Below are 19,044 nucleotides of genomic sequence, written 5' to 3'. Positions count from 1 at the left end.
GGATTACTGCAATTATCCGTTGCTGTTAACAGGCTCCTGTAATCCGGTAAAGTAGCACTGCAGCTGGCAGACATATTGATGGTCTGGTTAGGAGCGCAAACAATTACAGGTTTCTGTGCATCGGTTACCGTAACGGTGAAACTGGCAGTGGCAACATTACCACAGGCATCAGTAGCCGTAACTGTTATCAGATGTGATCCCACTGTAAAGGTTGAACCGGGAGTAATACTATAATTGATGGATACAGCACCACAATTATCTGTGGCTATGGCTGTATAGTTTACCACTGCGCTGCAAAGGCCATCGGCAGCAGGCACAGTAATAGTAGAAATATTGGTAATTACAGGTGCCTGGATATCCTGAACGGTGATCACCTGCGAAGCAGTAGTGGTGTTGCCTGAAGCATCCGTGGTTGACCAGGTCCTGGTTAGTATATAATTATTAGGGCAATCACCTGCAGTTCTTAGTTCTGTAAACACAGGAGCTGAAGTACTGCAATTGTCTGTAGCAGTTACATTGGCTACTGCAGGTACTGCGTTACATTGTACCGTAACATTAGCAGGAACACCCGTTAATACAGGATAAATATTGTCTGCTACAGTAATCGTAAAAGTACATACAGAAGCCCCTACTGCATTGGTGGCAGTGGCTGTAATGATATGAGTGCCTACTGTAAAGAAGCTGCCGGAACTTACCGGCTGACCATTTTCGGCATATACGATCGTAGAACCAGGTATGGCAGTGGTTTCTGTAGCAGCAAAAGTAACCGGTGCACCACACTGACCAGCCGTAGCCGTAACTGCAATAGCTGCAGGACAGTTGATAACAGGCGCCAATCCGCTTACCACTACAGTGAAAGAAGAATTAGCTGTTAATCCTGCTCCGTCAGTAACTGTATAGGTAACTGTTGTTGCCCCTATCGGGAATACAGAACCGCTGGCATAACCAGAGGTTAATACTGTTGAGGCTACAGAACAATTGTCTGCACCAACAGGCAGTGTATAATCAACTACTGCACCATTGGCACCTGTTGCTACCACTTCACCCTGGGCATTGGCAGCCGAAGTAACAGCACCAGCAGAAACAAAATAGGGAGCTGTGACATCCTGAATTTTAACGGATACCAGATTAGAAGCAGCAGATGAACATCCGTTACTGTTGGTGATTACTACCGTATAATCCCCGCTGACTGCCGCAGTATAAGATGCACTTGTGGCTCCTGAAATAGCTGCACCTTCTTTCTTCCACTGATAAGTATATCCTGCACCTGTATTGGCATCAAGTACTACTGTATTACCCGGACAAACCTCTGTTGCACCTGCTGCGGTGATGGTAGCAACAGGCAATGGATTTACCGTTACGGTAGCAGCAGCTGTACCTGTACAACCGTTAACATCTGTGCCAGTTACGGTATAGTTGGTAGAAGTGGATGGATTAACTGAAATAGACTGTGTAGTTTCATTACCCGGTGTCCAGACCCAGTTTATATTATTATTTGAATTTCCTCCATTATAAGTTACTGTAACTACTGCATAAGCATTGCTTAATACTGAAGCCGGAACCAATCCAAAAGTGCTTCCGCTGTTAAGCAGCAGTGTGTTTACACCTCCAACAGTATAATTGGATGGTGTAAAATTAAATGTGTACAACGCAGAAGACGTTCGTGGAGTACAACTACAATAGTTGGTAGTATTTGTAAAGGAAGCGCCAGTACCCACATTATTTAACAAGGCACTGTGAACAAACCCGTTGGCATTACATTCAACGCCAACAGATAACTGAACAGTTACATTGGTTACAGTACCCGCACCCAGATCTGTCCATGTAAATCCAACATTTGTTCCACCTGCGGCATATCTGCCGTTGGCACAGGCATTTGGCAGGTTGACAAGATTGGATAAAGCGATCGCATAGGCTCTTGTTTGCGCTGTAGTTTGGGAGGCAGTTAAAGTAACACTATTACCAATACAAACAGCCGATGCAGATGAGGCTATTGATACAACAGGCGTTGGATTAATTACTACAACTGCGCTTCCACTCATTGCAGCACTACAACCGGTTGAAGCATTGGTGGCTACAACAGTATACGTACCTGCAACAGCTTGTACACCAAAACTAAGTACTGAGCCGTTTCCCGGCAGGGTACTTATTACCGCAGCATTTCGTCTCAACTGGTAATTTACACCCGTCTCAGAGCCAGACAAACCAACTACAACACCTGCAGAACCCATACAATAAGCCCCACCGCCTGTAACTGCATACACCACCGGCAACGGGTTGATTGTTACAGTAGCTGTTTTAGTTGCTATATTTCCACTTGCATCAGTTACAGTAAGTGTTACGGTATTTACACCAACATTAGAAGTATTGAAACTGGTTTTGTCCAGCGAATAGGAAGCAATACTGCAATTATCGGTTGATCCGTTATTGATCATGGCTGCCGTAATACTTGCATTACCGCTGGCATCCAGACATAATACAAGATTTTTTGTATTGACAACAGGTTGTAAAGTATCCACTACGGTAACCGTTGCCGTACCGGAATTTGAATTACCATCTGCATCAGTTACAACCAGGGTAACTTCATGCGTTCCGATACTGCTGCAATCATAGTTGTATGTACTTCCGGCATCAGCATACGTTGCTTCGATATATAATCTTTTCACTGTTCCACCGCAGGGATCAGTAAATACGCTGTTGCTCGCATCAATAGTAACCGAATTTTGTCCAATAGCTAATGCAGAAACAATAGACAGGCTATTTTCGGAATGGCAGCTTCCGATAGAAAAATTACCACAGGTTCCGTTTGGCGTACCATAACTCGCAAAAGTAATCCCGGTGATTACTTTACCGGCAGGTGCCTGCAAAGTGAGGCTGTTACCTTCTGCCGCAGTAGCGCAAATAACACCAGTACTGCTTTGAGGAAGTGTAACCGTACCGCAATTGTCATAACTGCCATTATTGATATCGGTTGCCACTAAGGTAGCATGTCCGGTTGCATCAAGATAGATAGTATTGTTTTTAGTAATCACAACCGGCAATACATTATCTACAACAGTAATATCAAAAGAAACAGATGGTGATGCACAGTTGTTGGCTGCCGTAACCACTACATGTGTTACGCCTTTATTAAACAATTGTCCACTGCCGGTTCCGGATCCGGTTCCGGTAGTTGCACCCGTAAATGTATACGTAACATTCGGAGAAGGTATACCGCCATTTACACTTAAAGGATAATTAACCACTGCGTCACAACTGTTGGCACTGGTTGAAGCCTGTACATATACATTGATATTTGCAAATGAAGGGGCAGAACCAACTGTAATGGTTTGGGCTGCGGTATTCTTACAACCATTTACATCTGTTCCGGTAACAGTATAGTTTGTGGTTACAGACGGCACAAAAGACACTCCATTCGTTACCCCACCGGTCCATGTATAGGTACTTGCTCCACCACCAGTGAGTGTAACGGAAGAACCGTTGCATACAATTGCTGCACTCGCATTAGCCGTTACCGTTGGTAATGCATTTACCGTAATTGTTCTTGTTCCCGATGCCACACATCCTGCAGCACTGGTCACTGTAACTGTATAGGTGGTAGTAGTAGCCGGGGAAACAGTGATAGATGCCGTGGTTGCATTATTGCTCCACAAATAACCGCCTCCCCCAGAGGCAGTTATCGTGGTAGCCTGTCCGGCACAAATAGTATTTGTACCTGCAACAGAAACAGTTGGTAATGCATTCACAGTTACGGTATAGCTGGCGGTTGATTGACAACCGGAAGCGTTGGTAACCGTAACAGTATACGTTGTGGTGGAAGCAGGAGAAACAGTGATAGATGCCGTTGTCTCGCCATTACCCCATAGATAAGTTACTCCGCCGGAAGCAGTCAAAGTAGTTGACTGTCCTGTACATATTGTGTTGGTACCGCTGATAGCTGCCACCGGTAAAGGATTAACGGTTACCACCTGCGTTGCAGTGGCCACACAACCTGTAGAAGCATCGGTGGCGGTAGCGGTATAGGTTGTGGTGGTGGTTGGATTGGCTAACGCGATAGCACCGGAAGTAGTATTCAGTCCGGTTGACGGATTCCAGGTAACGGTGGCGCCTACCGGTGCCGCTGATACGGCCCATACCGGGTTGTTGGTCAGCGTTCCGGTTCTGCCAGCCGAAGTGGCATCGGCAGTAACGGTTCCGGTTCCTTCATCCATTTTATAGTATCCCACCAATCCTGCTGTTGCCGGAGAGATGGTTTTATTCATACTGGCCTGAATTTCGGCCTGCGTGCGGGTAATATTCCAGATACGCACTTCATCCATCATTCCATTAAAGTAATTATCCACCCTTCCGATATTATTCACTCCAGATGCATAAGGTACTGAATTAACAGGTGGTGCTATATAGGTCTGATTCGCTACCAGTTGGCCATTCACATAACATTTCAGCGTATTGCCGTCATAAGTTTGTGCAATATGGTTCCAGGTATTCTGCAAAATCACTTCATTGGTGATATAATAATAGAACCCGCTTCCTGTACCAAAACCACCATGAATCTGTTTCCCGTTATAGATCCACATCGAAGGTGGACGGGTACTGGTTCCACCAGCCGGCTGGTTACCCAGGAACCCATGGAACTGTCCATCATTTCCTGAACCCGAATAAATCCAGGCTTCCTCCGTAAAACTGGCAGGTAATACTACACCGGAAGGAATATTTACATAGGTATTGGTGCCATTAAATGTGAGACCTTGTCCGCCCCCCGTATTTGCACTCAGCGTTGTGGTACCTCCTACGCAGAAGGTAGTGGGTCCGGAAGCTGAAACGGATACAGTTGGTACTGCATTTACGGTTACAGGGGTTACCAGCGAAGTAGCCGTACATCCGGCAGTAGTTACTGCTACTGTATAATTACCCGTTGTATTGGCGCTATAAGTGTTAGCCGTTGCTGATGAAACAGCCACCCCATCTTTGTACCACTGGTAACTGTCTCCCGCACTTGCGGTTAAAGTAACAGTGCCACCCTGGCAAAAAGTAGTGGCACTTCCTGCAGTAATAGTAGCACTGGTAAAAGTTACGCCATACTTGGCTCCGAGGTATTGGTTTACCTGCAGGATCTCGCAATCTGTCAGTTTCCTGTTATAAACGATAAACTCTGCAATGTCTCCGTTAAAAGATCCATTATCACCATCATTACCAATGCGCAGACTGGTTTGTGCGGCCGAAGCCTGAGTATTGTCGGTAAACTTGGTTACCACAGCACCATCAAAATAGATAGCCGATCCGTTAGGAACTAAATTATTATAAACAGCGGTCATCAAACGAAGCGAACCTGTTGTGCCCGCACCGGGTACCGATACAAATGTCGGATTCACTGTTCCGAGTGATACAATACCATCGTTACTGAATGACCAGGAATTATAAAAGAAGCGATCCCAGTTTCCATCATCATTACCCCATAGCGCCTGCCCCTGTCCGCTTGAATTTACCTGTACACCCGTTTTATATACGGTAAACATGGTAACAGCAGGATTAGTAGCTGCCCTGATATCTACATTGGCAGCTTGTAATGTAGAACCCAGCGCATCAGAAGTTCTGGTAAAACGGGCTACTGCTTTGCCATTGATCTGGTTGGTTACATAAGTGATTGGATTCTGTCCAACAATAGATGTGGCATTATTGCCCAGCCCTGATTTGTCTTTCCAGGTGGTCAAATTTGTATTACCCGAAGGGTCATTGCCCGCAATACCATCTCCATCTATATCAGATGCATCCAGCCACATCAGAATCCCGCTGTTGATGCCGCTGGGACCAGCTACGGTTTTGTAGGTAAAAGTAGTGGATGAACTTACCGTACCATTGGGTTTGGTAACACTGATCGCACCTGATGAACCATTGGCAACCACTGCGGTGATAGTAGTTGCATTCACCACCGTAAAAGAAGCAGCAGCTGTTCCTCCAATGGTTACGCCTGTGGCACCGGTAAAATTAGTTCCGGTGATGGTAATTGTATTACCGGTAAAGGCCGCTGTAGGTGTGAAAGAACTGATAGTAGCAGGTAAATAAAATGCTGCCTGGTTATTCTCCAGTGCCTGGCGGCTGGAAGTGAGTGACAGATTGGACGGGAATATAATCAGTTCCGGTAGGGTACCATTAAAATAAAGTGCCGAAGGATCGGAATTATCCCTTCCAATTAATCCACTGGCTAAGCTGGTATTGAAAGCTGCTCCCATAGTACCGGTAACCAAGGTTCCGTTTCGCGATTGGGTAACTGCTGTTCCTGTCCAACCGGCACTCACAATATAATCTGTGTTAGCCGTTACGGGTCCGAGAGTAATATTATAAGGTCCGAAAGAAGTATATAATCCGAATTTGCCAATAGCATTCAATGGACCGAAAGCAGGACCATAAGCTGATCCCCAGGCTACAATGGCAGGGAAATTGGTTTGCAGTACCGGCTGAGAAAATACCGTTGAGAAAGTACCTGCTGCATTAATGACCGGTGCAGCAAAAGGAACACTCATTACTCCGGTAGCCCCGTCAAAATATACGGCAGCTTTGCCGTTAAACATACGCAGGGCTCCGGCAGATACCACTATCGGCTGACTGGTTGCATTTGCTTGCGTAATATGTCTGCTATTTCCACTCTGGTCGTACCAGGTTGTGAGATAACAGGTAGTAGAAGCATAAAAACTATTATAAGTCATGGTGGAACCAACCGTTAACCCGGAACTACCCGTTGCGGTAATGGTTACCACGGAAGAAGCACTAACGTCACCGTTCGTATCGAAAGCTACGTTGGCTTCGGCATTGTCTGAACTCCTCCTTACTTTGATGGCAAAGCCTAGATAACCTGTACTCAGTTTCCGCATGGAATAGGCACCTGCAGCGGGCGCTGCAGCAGTTAACCCCGCATTATCGAGCGTATGCTGCGCCTGCGTGGTGATGGAGGTAAGAACAAAGGATACCATTGTGACTAAAAGCACACAATACGGGCGTAGAATTGATCTCATAATACAGTTTTGGTGGGTGATCCGAGTTATTCAGCTATTCTGTAGTGAACGAACTACGAAACTTGAATGTAGACTGATAAACCCCCTCCCAAAAACATATTTGAGTAACTGCCCCTAAAAGTAGATATGTGCCTGTTTTTAGTAGACGAAAAAAATAAGCTCCCTGATTCCTGATAGTTTGCCTATTTTTAAATAGATAACTAAAAGTCTATTTACCAACCCATTAGAACAGAAAGCAGGAATGAAATATCGGTGTATCCTTGTTGAAGACAATATCCTTGAGAGGGACTCGTTAGAGCTGAAGCTAAGAAAGATCGACAGCCTTGTAGTGAAAGCTTCATTGGCAGACGGACTGGAAGCCATGTCGGTATTGAAAAACGAGCAGATAGATATTGTTTTTTCAGATATAGATATGCCCGAATTATCCGGACTGGAATTGCTGCGCAGCCTCAAACACCCACCCGTTTTTATCTTTATTTCTTCCCATACCCATCATGCGGCCGAAAGCTTTGAGCTGGATGTGATCGATTATATCGTAAAACCGGTAAAACTGGAGCGTCTGATCAAAGCGGTAGACAAAGCCATCGAATACCTGAAAGTGAGATCAGTTACTTCCGCGCCCGAACCTGCCACCAAACAAGTGCCTACAGCGGAACCCGGTTCGGATTTTATCAGGAGTATTGATGCCCATGAGTATTTTTTCATCAAGGAGAACAATACGCATATCAAACTGAATATGGGCGATGTATTATATATAGAAAGTATGGGCGACTTTTCGAAGATCTATACTACCCGCCAGAAAACGCATATGGTACTGATCAGCCTGAAGAATCTGGAGAAACAGTTACCCCCGCATATTTTTATGCGGGTGCACAAACAATTCATGATTAACCTGCTGCATATCAAAAATATTTCAGCCGCTGATATCAGACTCAGCAACGATATTGTTATTCCGGTCAGTATTGCCTATAAGCAGGCATTACAGGATAATCTGATCAACAAAAAAACACTGACACGTTTTATTGAATAATAGCGGGTATCAGGCCAGCGGTAGTGAGAGGCTGAATACGCTCCCCTGCCCTTCTTTACTGGTTACAGAAATTTTTCCTTTCATCAGTCCGGCAAAATGTTTACACAGCATTAATCCCAGACCGGTTCCTTTTTCTTTATTTGTTCCATAAGTGCTTTCCATAGTCAGTACTGCAGCTGCATTGATTTTGTCTACTTTATACTGTGGTAATCCCAGACCATTGTCTTTTACCGAAAAGACCACCTGATGATTGTCTTTGTCTTTTACCTGAAACAGTTCCAGTCGTGTTCCCGGTGCAGAAAATTTGATGGCATTGTTCAGCAGGTTACGGATAATCAGTTCAATCATATTGCTGTCACCGGTTACGATTATATCAGATAACAACCGGTTATCCAGCTGTAGTTTCTTTTTTTGCAAGGCAGGTTCAAGACCCGCTATCACATTTGCTACCACTTCGTTTAACAGAACGGATTCTGTTACCGGTGCAAAACCCTGCATCTGGCTGGCCGACCAGTTCAGCAGATTCTCCATCATAGAGGAAGTATGATCCAGGGTGCCTTTTACCTGGTCTATATATTTCGCCAGTTTCTCCTGCCCTATCTCACCTTCTTCCAGCAGCGATCCAAATGCAACCAGGTTATTGATAGGTGCCCGCATATCATGACTAACAATACTGAAGATCTTGTCTTTTACTTTCACCAGTTCTTCCAGTTCCGATTTCTGTTCCGATACCAGTTGGTTCAGTTTAACCGTCTTCATCCGGCTTTTAAAAATAAAAACAGCCACTGCCAGTACTATCACGGCCAGTGTTCCCAGAAAAAAAGATAAGCGCCTGTTGGCACCCAGCTTTGCATTTTGCACATCGATCTGTTGATCACGGATTTTTTTATCATATTCCGCTTTCAGGTGTTCCTGTACCAACTGACTGGCCTGCGTTTTCTTCTGCGCTTCCAGTTCGGCCTGTTTCTGCAAAAAAAGCAGTCGTTGCAGACTTTTTTCCTTGTTGCTGATTTCCAGTTGCTGTTTCCGTAACAGTAGTTCCTGTTCCCTTTCTCGCGCCAGCAATACCTGCTGCTTCAGTTTGGCATCCGTGAGTAACTGTGTTTCTTTGTATTCACGTTCCTTCATGTCAAAATCCATCTTCAGCTGTTTACGGGTAATTTCGTTTTCTCTTTCTTCGCTGGAGATATGATCCCGGATAATAATAGCATTTCTGTAATAATACAAAGCACTGTCAAAATTCTTGTTGCCTTCATGCAGATCACTTAAAGCGGTCAACACATCCTGTTGCGATGGCAAACGCGCTATTTTCTTCGATAAATCCAGTGCCTCGTACAAATATTGTTTTGCCTTTTCTACATTTTTTAATTTCTTGAGATAAAACACACCGGTGAGCACCAGGTTATCGAGATACGCTTCCTGGTCGTTCTCCCGGTCGCGACTCAATTCCTGCGCCTGTAGAAAATATTGTAAAGCCGTTTCATTTTTACCTGTCATTTCATTCAACCGGCCAAAATCGGTATAGAAAGAAGCGATCAATCCCACGTCTCCAGAAAGTTTAGCTGCTTTCAATCCTTTTTCAAACATTTCTGCCGCTATCCGGAACCTGTTCTCCGGAAGAATTCCCGCCAGGGTTAGTTCTTCCGTGGTTGCGCTCAGATAGGTAGATCCCAGTACATCATACGCCACCCCCATGCCCCGGTAACTTTTGCCCGCTTCAAAAGCTTCCAGTGCTTTACGGGCATAACTGATAGCTTGTACCCTTTGCTGCATGCCGTTATAGATATTGGCGATGTTCATATAACAGCTCACCATATCGTCTTTATCACCGATAGATGCATACAAGGCCAGGGCACGCTCATGCGCATCCAGCGATGCAGGAAAATCGCCGATACCCTGGTAAAGTGCACCCAGGTTAAGATAAGATCCCGCTTCTGTTTTTACCACCCCCGCTTCATGGGCCGCTTCGATGGATTGGCGGTAATTGGTGATGGCCTGTAACCTGTCTGACACATGATAGATCAAAGCGATCCGCTGGTAGATATAGGCAAGTAATTTTTTATTGGATAAAGTCTTTGCGATCTTTACCGCAGAATCGGCATAGAGCGAAACTTTTGCATAATTCTTTTGACTGGCATAAGCCCTGAATACCTCCTTAAGATAAATTACTTTCAGGGAATCGTCATGGTGATATTGAGGACCCAGTGCCAGCAGACTATCCAATCTTCGCTGCTGCGATTTACCGGGGATGATGCAAAAAAGAGAGATCACTAACAATAACAGTCCGGCTGGTTTCATAAATCAGTTCCTGGCTTTCTTCTTTAATGGACACGATAGCTATCTACAAAATACGAAAAGCAACGGAATTAATCAATTGATTTTCAACAAGATTATAGAATGCCGAGGATAATGGCAGACACCCCATGCCACTGAAGAATACTTTATATTTATGAAATAAGTCTACCTATCAACCGTCAATAAATCTGGCTATAAGCGGTTTCCTTCTTTCGGGAATACAACCACCGGCTGCCAGTTTTTGGCTTCAGTCATTTCAACCAATCCATAAGAAATAATGATTACAATATCCCCTTCGGCACCTTTTCTGGCGGCGGGTCCGTTCAAGCAACAAACACCTGAGCCGCGCGCGCCTTTGATCAGGTAGGTCTCGATCCGTTCTCCATTATTCACGTTAACCACCTGGATCTTTTCGTATTCGATCATCTGCGCGGCGTCCATCAGGTCTTCATCAAGGGTAAGACTTCCCACATAATTCAGGTTGGCTTCGGTAATGGTTGCCCGGTGTACTTTGGATTTGAGGATCTGTATCTGCATATATATTACTATCGGATGAACAAGGACGCGAAATTAGTTTTCCCGCAGGTATCCACACAAAAAAAGGTACAAATGGAGGGAAATTGACAGATCTATGACAGCCAACAACTGTACATTAATTGTTTGAGAAACGAACCAGAGCCAGTATATTTAAAGAGCCCACCCACAAACCCGGAGGGCTGTTACAATAATTAACTGCCTATGGCTTCCTCCCGGTTACCCAAAACAATTGGCGTATGGTCTGCCACTTTCCTCGTTATTGGCAGCATCATTGGCAGCAATATCTTCATGAAACCGGCCACCATGGCCTCTCAACTGGGCTCTCCCTACCTATTGATTCTTGTTTGGATAGTGGCGGGTATCGTAAGTATGTTCGGCGCCATGGCTTTTGCAGAACTGGGAACCATGTTTCCGGAAACCGGCGGACAGTATATATACCTGCGTTATGCTTTCGGCGATCTGGTGGCTTATTTGTACGGCTGGGCCAGTGTAGCCGTGATCAATACCGCATCTATTGCGGCCATGGGTTTTGTTCTCGCTTCGTATGCGGGTTATTTTATTCCGTTGCCAAATTTCAGTGTAGCCACCGAACAATCCGTTGTATGGCACCTGCCCCTGATCGGCAATATTCTGCCCTTGCAGCATTTTGGTGTAAAAGCACTGGCCATCACCGTGATTATGGGGTTAAGTCTGGTGAATTATGTAAGTGCCCGATCCGGTAACCGGATCCAGTTAATTGCTACCGCCATGAAAGTGATTGTGATCCTGTTACTGATCATGGGTATCTTTTTTTCGGGTAAAGGTCATGCGGTTAATTTCATCACCAATGCGCCCGGCTTTCAACTCAGTAACTGGACATTATTCGCTGGTTTTATGGCCGCCACCACCGGCGCATTCGCCGCTTATGATGGCTGGAATAACCTGAACATGGTAGCAGGTGAAATCAAGGATCCTGCTAAAACTATCAACAAAAGTTTGATCGCAGGTGTATCTGTCTGCATCTTCATTTATGTATTGATCTCCCTCGCCTATCTGTATGTATTACCGGTTGATATTATGGCGCAATCACCGCTGGTGGCCAGCGATGCAGCTGCCGTAGTAATGGGAAATATGGCAGGTGGTGTGATTGCATTATTGATCGTGCTCTCCTGTTTCGGATCTGCGAATGCCAACCTGCTGGCCAATGCAAGGGTCATTTTTGCCATGGCAGGATCCAATCTTTTTTTCAGCTGGTCTGGTAAAATGCACTCCCGGTTTCAGACACCCGGCAATGCCGTGTTGATCCTCGGTATCTGGAGTTCGGTACTGGTGATCAGTGGTTCTTTTGATATACTGGCCGATATGTTCATTTTTATCGGGTGGGTATTTTATGGATTAACTGTTCTCGGTTTTTTTATACTGCGAAGAAAAATGCCTGATCTGGAACGTCCGTATAAAGTCTGGGGCTATCCCTGGATCCCATTGATCTTTCTGGCTTTTACAGTCCTCTATATCAGTACTACGCTTTACACTGATATCACCAATTACCTCAGTGGAAAATCGGCGATCATCCATTCTGTATTTGGCCTGGTTTTAACTGCTATCGGCATCCCGCTCTATTTTTATTTCAAGCGGAAAAACAAAGGAAAGATTGAAGCCCTTGGTGGATGGTAGCAGCTCTCTGTTAATATTACCTGCACAAACGGGCGATCAGTTCACTCATAGCAGGATACAAGGCCGTTAATACATCCGCCTTTGCTAATTCAAAATCGGCAAAATCAAAACCGGGAGCTACGGTACAGCCCACCAATGAATAGTTGCCACCGGGCGCTGTTTCAGAAGCGAACCAACTACCCGCCGGTACCACAGCCTGAAAGCACTCACCTTCGGCCAGGTTATTACCCAGTTTCAACAGTTCATACATACCATTGGGATGGATCACATGTACATGCAGACTATCACCAGCATAAAAATGCCAGCACTCATCGCTTTGTATGCGGTGAAAGGCGGAGAAATTGCCCTGCTCAAGCAGAAAATAAATAGCGGTAGCAAAACACCTGCTGCCACTAAATCTCTCAGGCAATGCAGTTTGTGTTATCTGCTCAACTGAGCGATACATTTCTTTGTAATACCCTCCTTCAGGATGCGGCAACAATTGAAACCGCTCTACCAATGCTGTTACTGTGTACATACTGCAATTTACAGGTCCTCTTTTGAAAAGATCCGCACAGGATATTCATTTTTCAACATTGAGCCACAGAGGAACAGAGACACACAGGACTGTTGTATATTTACCCCCCAATCACCCCCATTATGAAACAAAAAATCACTGTATTCTTTGCCAGCACAGTTGCACTGTTATTCCTTTTCTTTACGCCGGTTCAAAAAAAACCGGGTACATCTAAAAAACCGATCCGCACCGGTGCGGATCAAACAGAAAAATACCTTCCCCTGCTAACAGGAAAAAGGGTGGCCATTCTTGCCAACCAAACCACTGTTATCGGTAACCAGCACCTGGTAGACAGTTTAAAAAAACGGGGCATCAACATTGTAAAAGTATTTGGACCCGAACATGGTTTCAGAGGTAATGCCAGCGCGGGTGCCAAAGTAGCCGATGAGATAGACCAGGCTACCGGCATTCCTGTGATCTCTTTATATGGCGGCAAAAACAAACCCAGCAAAGAAGACCTTGCCGATGTAGATATCATGGTTTACGATCTGCAGGATGTGGGCTGTCGTTTTTATACCAATATCAATGCTCTCGCAAGATTGATGGAAGCGTGTTATGAGAACAATAAGGAATTACTGATTCTTGACAGACCCAACCCGAATGGTTATTTCATCGATGGGCCTGTCCTCGACATGAAACTGAAATCAGGTATTGGCATGTTCCCTATCCCGATTGCACATGGTTTAACCGTGGGCGAGTTTGCTAAAATGGTGAACGGTGAAGGCTGGCTCAGCAACAAAGTGCAGTGTAAGATCACAATCATACCCATAGCCAATTACAATCATGATATGGCATATACCTTACCCGTAAAACCTTCGCCCAACCTGAATACGCAGCAATCAATTTTGTTATACCCCTCACTTTGTCTGTTTGAAGGAACGATCTTCAGCCAGGGACGAGGCACCTACTTTCCTTTCACCGTTCTGGGCAATCCCGATGTGAAAGACAAATACAGTTTCTCTTTTACCCCTACCGGCATCAAGGGTATGGCAGAAACACCGCTGCACATGGATAAAGCCTGTTATGGTCTTGATCTTCGTAACTACAACACTGATCTGTTGCGTAAAAAGAAACAGGTCAATATCAGCTGGATGATAGAACTATACAATGCCTATCCCTATAAAGAAAAATTCTTTGATTACAAGCAAAGTAAAGAGATGGGTAATATTGACAAACTCTCCGGCACTACACAGTTCAAAGAACAGATCATAGCCGGAGTACCCGAAGCCGGGATCCGCAAAAGCTGGGAACCCGGCCTAACCCAATACAAAACCATGCGCAAAAAATACCTGCTCTATCCTTAAAATAGAAAGCAATGGATAAAAAAAGACAGCCCTATTAAGCTGTCTTTTTTATCCCAATTTTTAATTTTTAATTGCTAATTTTTAATTACTCCGTCGCATCCCTTAACAAATACAACACCGACTGGTAATTATGCCCCGTAGCTTCACTCATCGCCATCTCACAGGTTTTACCCGATGAGTAGAACCCATCGCAACGGTGGCTGTAAGCATATACTTCCCTGGCTTCGTCTTTGGTGGCGCTGGCAGTGAGTTCCGGAAAATAAAAACCTCTGTCGCCGGCCATCCCACAACAGCCACTAAGGAAAGGGATATTGGCTTTTTCTGCACAGCGATCCCCGATTGCCTGCAGTTTATGCAGCTGGTTCATTTTATGTGAGGTACATACCGGGTGAAAAGCCACCAGTTTTTTCTGCTTTGTGATCTTTAACCGCGGCAATAAATAATCCGCCGCAAAATCAATACTATCTATGATCTGCAGTTGTTTAAATCGCTGCTGGTTCTTTTCGGTGAGATAAGGATAAGAGCTTTGCAGCGAATGAGTACAGGAAGTAACATCCATCAATACCGGCACTTTACCCCCCCTGGTCCATTTCCACAGAATCTCCATGGTGCGGTTCACCGTTTCTTTATAAGCCGGTTGAAAACCTTTGGAGGAGAATAACTGTCCGCAACAAACACCCGTTGTATGATTGGCCACAAACAGTTTCAGTCCTGCCCGTTTACACAATAGCGCCACTACCTGGTTAATCGACATGGCGTCTTCTTTATCATCTCCCATCATCCGGGTAATACAGGATGGGAAATAAACGACATCCGGCCTAGAAGGTTTGCGTCCGCGGATATACAGTGGTGAAGATATGGCATTATTCCACAGCGGAAAACCCGGGATCTTTTTGCGCAGCCATTGGGTAAACTTCACCATCGTATCATCGCCACCGATCCAGTTAATCACATGGGCACCGTGTAAAGCTATTTTCACCACCGTTTCTACCAGACCAAAGTGGCGGGCCACGCGTAACGCAAGTTTATTTTCTTTTGGCGAATGATTTTCCCTCCGTAATCTTTTGATCAGCTCACCTGTATTAATTGATACCGGACAATCAATGGCACACATCCCATCTACCGCACAGGTATCCATGCCGGAGAACTGAAACTCTTCTTTCAGTTTTTCGTAATCAACCGTATTACCCTGCACATTCAGTCTTTGTAAAGAGCGGCGCACCTGGATCCGCTGTCGGGGTGTTAGTGTATAGTTGCGGCTGGGACAACGGTTCTCACAATACCCGCACTCTACACATTTATCTACTTCCTCTTCTACCACGGGCATGGTTTTCATATTCTTCAGGTGACACCGATCGTCTTTGTTGATGATGACACCGGGATTCAGGATGTTCAGCGGATCAACCAGCTGTTTCACCCTGCGCATGATCTTATAGGCTTCATCGCCCCACTCCTGTCTTACATAGGGTGCAATCTGACGGCCGGTTCCATGTTCCGCTTTCAGCGATCCATCATATTTACGGATCACCAGGTTGGCCAGCTCATCGTTAAACGCTTCAAATACGGCGATCTCTTCGGCGGTATTCACCGGCTGTGTTACCAGAAAGTGCAGGTTACCTTCTTTGGCATGGCCGAAAATGATAGCATCCGTATACCCGTATTTGGCAAACAATACCTGCAGATCCGTTACTGCCTTGCCCAGGTTTTCTAAAGGAACCGCCACATCTTCCAGCATGGCCGTAGTGCCCTTGGCGCGCACTGCTGCTACAGAAGGATACATACCTTTCCGCAGTTTCCAGAGTTTGGCCTGTTCATAGGATACTTTTGTAAAATCCAGCTGATCCAAAACCGGCAATGTGCCGATGATGGGGCGGGCACGCTCTAAAAGTGCTTCCAGCTCTTCTTCCGAAGCCGCCTGGTATTCACACAAAATAGCCGTTGCCTGCGAGGGCATGGCCTTCACCATGGCCGGACAATATTCCAGGTGTTCTATCGAGCGCAGTGCCGGTCTGTCCATCAGCTCCAGCGCTTCTGCTTCGGTTGTTTTTAATGCCGGTATGGCTTCAGCAGCTATGACCGGGTTTTCAAAAAACAACAGACCGGTTGCTTTGTATCTTTTATCAGGAATGGTGTGTAATACCGCTTCTGCAATAAAACCCAGCGTACCCTCGGCGCCGATAAGTAAATGCGCCATGATATCGAGCGGATGCTCATAATCGATGAAAGCGTTGATACCATAGCCCACCGTATTTTTAATGCGATACTTGCTGCGGATCTTATCTGCAAGCGCAGGGTTGGACAAAATCTGTTTACGGATCTCGCGTAATCCTTCCGACAACACTTCTTCGCCCGCCTGGAATTTGAAATAATCATCTCTGCCGGCTGTATTATATTCCCTGCCACTGGGTAAAACAAAACGAATGGTCTCCAGTGTGTGATAAGAATTATGGGTAACCCCACAACACATACCACTGCTGTTATTAGAGAGGATACCTCCCATCATAGCCGCACTGATGGATGCCGGATCCGGACCTATTTTAGCTGAGAAAGATCCCAGTTTCTGGTTCACATGCGCCCCAATAGCGCCGGGCTCAACTCTAACACGGGCACCGCTGCTGAGCGGGTCGGCTTTTTTCCAGCCACGTGCCAGATCAACGAGTACACCATCGGTGATGGATTGTCCGCTGAGACTGGTACCCCCTGTACGGAAAGTAAGCGGCACACTGTATTGATGGGCAAATACAAATAACCACTTGATCTCGTCGATGGTAGTAGGTTGTACAATAGCCTGGGGAAGTAAGTAATAAAAACCTGCATCTCCCGCAAATGCATACCGGTCTATCAGCGATAATTTCAGTTTTTCGGGAGGAAAATAACGGCTCAGTTCATACCCGACATCTACGGCAGTATCCTTGTTGCTAAACATTGGCATAGTAAGCACAAATTTAACCCAATTCGGATACCAATAAAGACCGTTTAGCCATTTGCGTATAAATACGTGTAAAACAAACACGTCGATCAGAGAAAATAGGCGAAAAATGACGGGGGTTTGTATTATTTTTAAATAATCACTCACATAACTATCAACTACTGTTCTTAGATAATATCATACCATCCCTTCGTGTACGCGAATTTGTGCGGTTATACCGCATTGTTGATTTCATGTTCACAGACAACCGGCCCATTCCTTCCAAAGCCTATACACCGCAGGCAGAAGAATGTCTACAGTTTTATCCGAAAGACACCGAAACGGTTCGTTATCCGGATAACAGGTCTGAGATCAGCAAAATCGGCAGTTCCCTGATTGGCCAGCATACCCTCGTGAATCACCGACAGGTGGGAAAAAACTTTCTCACTTTTCAGGTGGTATTCCAACCCGGGGCTTTGTATCGTATTACTGGTATACCCTCACAGGAACTGGTCAATCAATACCTGGATGCTACCATTGTTTTCGGGAAAGAGGTAGCGTTCATCAATGAACAACTTTTTCATGCAGGCTCACATGCGGCCATGACAGCCATCGTGGAAGACTATCTGTTTACCCACATCTGTATTCCACGGAAAACTTCCTCCAGGATTGATCCTGTTTGCCAACAGATGCTGCTGGAAAAAGAACCGGCATCACTTGACTGGTATATCAGAGAATCCTTTTTGAGTCACCGCCAGTTTGATCGCCATTTTAAGGAACGCACCGGCATTTCGCCCAAACAATGGTTACGGGTGATCCGCTTTGACAGAGCCAGGAGAATGAAAAACCAATTCCCCGATAAAGACTGGCTAAGCATTGCCCTGCATAGCGGATATTATGATTACCAGCATTTGGTAAAAGACTACCATACTTTTACCGGCATGGGGCCCACCGAGTTTCTGGCGCTTGAGAACCGGGCACCCGAGCGCCTGTTTGGGGTGGCGGAAGTATAAAATGTCCATTTTTTACCAGTACCCCTCGCTTCTCTGCCAGTAGGTTTGCTTTACTAAACCAAACTTTATGCAAAGAAGAAAATTTATCCTCTCCACATTGGCTGCTACTCCTCTCATGGGACTTGCTTTACCTGCCACCAAAAATGCCCGCAGTAAAGAAGGCTTGTATATTCCCAACGGACAAAGCCGCTTTCATGAAACCATCAAATTCAGGGGTGTTCATCCTACAGACACTAAAATTTCGGGACAGGACACAGATGGAGAACTGAGTATGTTTGAATACATAGGACTGGGAAAAACCGGGCCGGCATTACATGTACATTTTAACCAGGATGAAACCTTTTTTGTAACCGAAGGCAGCTACCGTTTTGTAGTGGGTGATAAAACATTTGAGGCCCGGCCGGGCGATACTGTTTTTCTGCCCAGAAATGTTCCGCATACCTGGATCCAGCTCTCGGATAAAGGGAAACTGGTGTTTCTGCTGCAACCCGCCGGTAAAATGGAAGAGTTTTTCCGCACCATGAATGGCCTTACCCAACCACCTACGCCCGAAGAAATACAACAGATCCACGAGGCGCACGGAATGAAAGTAGTAGGCCCGCCATTAAGCCTGTAACAGCATAGGGGATTCAAAAAACCGTGCCTTCGTGTGAGATATTTACCCGCAGGTGGTCTGTAATTGACGCAACCCCTCTTTGGCTCTTTTTCTCTTTTGCTCTTAGTGAAACATCCTCCCCC

10 protein-coding genes are annotated in these 19,044 nt (G+C 45.5%); 5 read left to right on the top strand and 5 right to left on the bottom strand.

Features of this window, described 5'->3' with window-relative positions; genetic code table 11:
• The coding region (locus tag AC1RNB_RS14945; protein ID WP_493084075.1) for a LamG-like jellyroll fold domain-containing protein at nt 1–7,010 on the bottom strand (7,010 nt) is incomplete at its 3' end.
• 241 nt (nt 7,011–7,251) lie between these two features.
• Here AC1RNB_RS14945 and AC1RNB_RS14940 point away from each other — a divergent pair.
• Nucleotides 7,252–8,040, top strand: coding sequence for a LytR/AlgR family response regulator transcription factor (locus tag AC1RNB_RS14940; RefSeq protein ID WP_493084074.1), 789 nt, complete (start codon nt 7,252–7,254; stop codon nt 8,038–8,040).
• Nucleotides 8,041–8,049: 9 nt separating this feature from the next.
• On the opposite strand, the gene AC1RNB_RS14935 is transcribed toward AC1RNB_RS14940, so the two are convergent.
• Both AC1RNB_RS14935 and panD read right to left on the bottom strand, forming a co-directional pair.
• Nucleotides 8,050–10,338, bottom strand: coding sequence for an ATP-binding protein (locus AC1RNB_RS14935; protein WP_493084072.1), 2,289 nt, complete (start codon nt 10,336–10,338; stop codon nt 8,050–8,052).
• 189 nt (nt 10,339–10,527) lie between these two features.
• Nucleotides 10,528–10,872 carry an aspartate 1-decarboxylase gene (panD, locus tag AC1RNB_RS14930; protein ID WP_493084070.1) on the bottom strand — a complete coding sequence of 115 codons (345 nt, stop codon included), beginning with the start codon at nt 10,870–10,872 and terminating at the stop codon, nt 10,528–10,530.
• 201 nt (nt 10,873–11,073) lie between these two features.
• Between panD and AC1RNB_RS14925 the strand changes: the two genes are divergently transcribed.
• Complete coding sequence (locus AC1RNB_RS14925; RefSeq protein WP_493084069.1) at nt 11,074–12,525, top strand: APC family permease; 1,452 nt, start codon at nt 11,074–11,076, stop codon at nt 12,523–12,525.
• Nucleotides 12,526–12,541: 16 nt separating this feature from the next.
• On the opposite strand, the gene AC1RNB_RS14920 is transcribed toward AC1RNB_RS14925, so the two are convergent.
• Entirely contained in the window at nt 12,542–13,042 is a 501-nt protein-coding gene (locus tag AC1RNB_RS14920; RefSeq protein ID WP_493084067.1) for a cupin domain-containing protein, read from the bottom strand.
• A gap of 122 nt (nt 13,043–13,164) precedes the next feature.
• Here AC1RNB_RS14920 and AC1RNB_RS14915 point away from each other — a divergent pair, with 122 nt between their 5' ends.
• A complete protein-coding gene (locus AC1RNB_RS14915) occupies nt 13,165–14,385 on the top strand; it encodes an exo-beta-N-acetylmuramidase NamZ family protein (RefSeq protein WP_493084065.1) in 1,221 nt (406 codons plus the stop codon).
• A gap of 85 nt (nt 14,386–14,470) precedes the next feature.
• Here the strand turns inward: AC1RNB_RS14915 and AC1RNB_RS14910 are convergent, their stop codons facing one another.
• Nucleotides 14,471–17,317 (bottom strand): FAD-binding and (Fe-S)-binding domain-containing protein, encoded by a 2,847-nt coding sequence (locus AC1RNB_RS14910; RefSeq protein WP_493084063.1) that lies wholly within the window; start codon nt 17,315–17,317, stop codon nt 14,471–14,473.
• Nucleotides 17,318–17,547: 230 nt separating this feature from the next.
• Here AC1RNB_RS14910 and AC1RNB_RS14905 point away from each other — a divergent pair, with 230 nt between their 5' ends.
• Both AC1RNB_RS14905 and AC1RNB_RS14900 read left to right on the top strand, forming a co-directional pair.
• On the top strand, nt 17,548–18,306 hold the full coding sequence (locus tag AC1RNB_RS14905) for a helix-turn-helix domain-containing protein (protein ID WP_493084061.1): 759 nt from the start codon (nt 17,548–17,550) through the stop codon (nt 18,304–18,306).
• Between the two features lie 67 nt (nt 18,307–18,373).
• Entirely contained in the window at nt 18,374–18,922 is a 549-nt protein-coding gene (locus tag AC1RNB_RS14900; RefSeq protein ID WP_493084059.1) for a cupin domain-containing protein, read from the top strand.
• Nucleotides 18,923–19,044: the final 122 nt, after the last annotated feature.

This window comes from Sediminibacterium sp. GW821-FHT12F12, from assembly GCF_058806635.1.
Note: the sequence above shows the minus strand (reverse complement) of the source record. Positions and strands in the feature narration are given on the sequence as shown.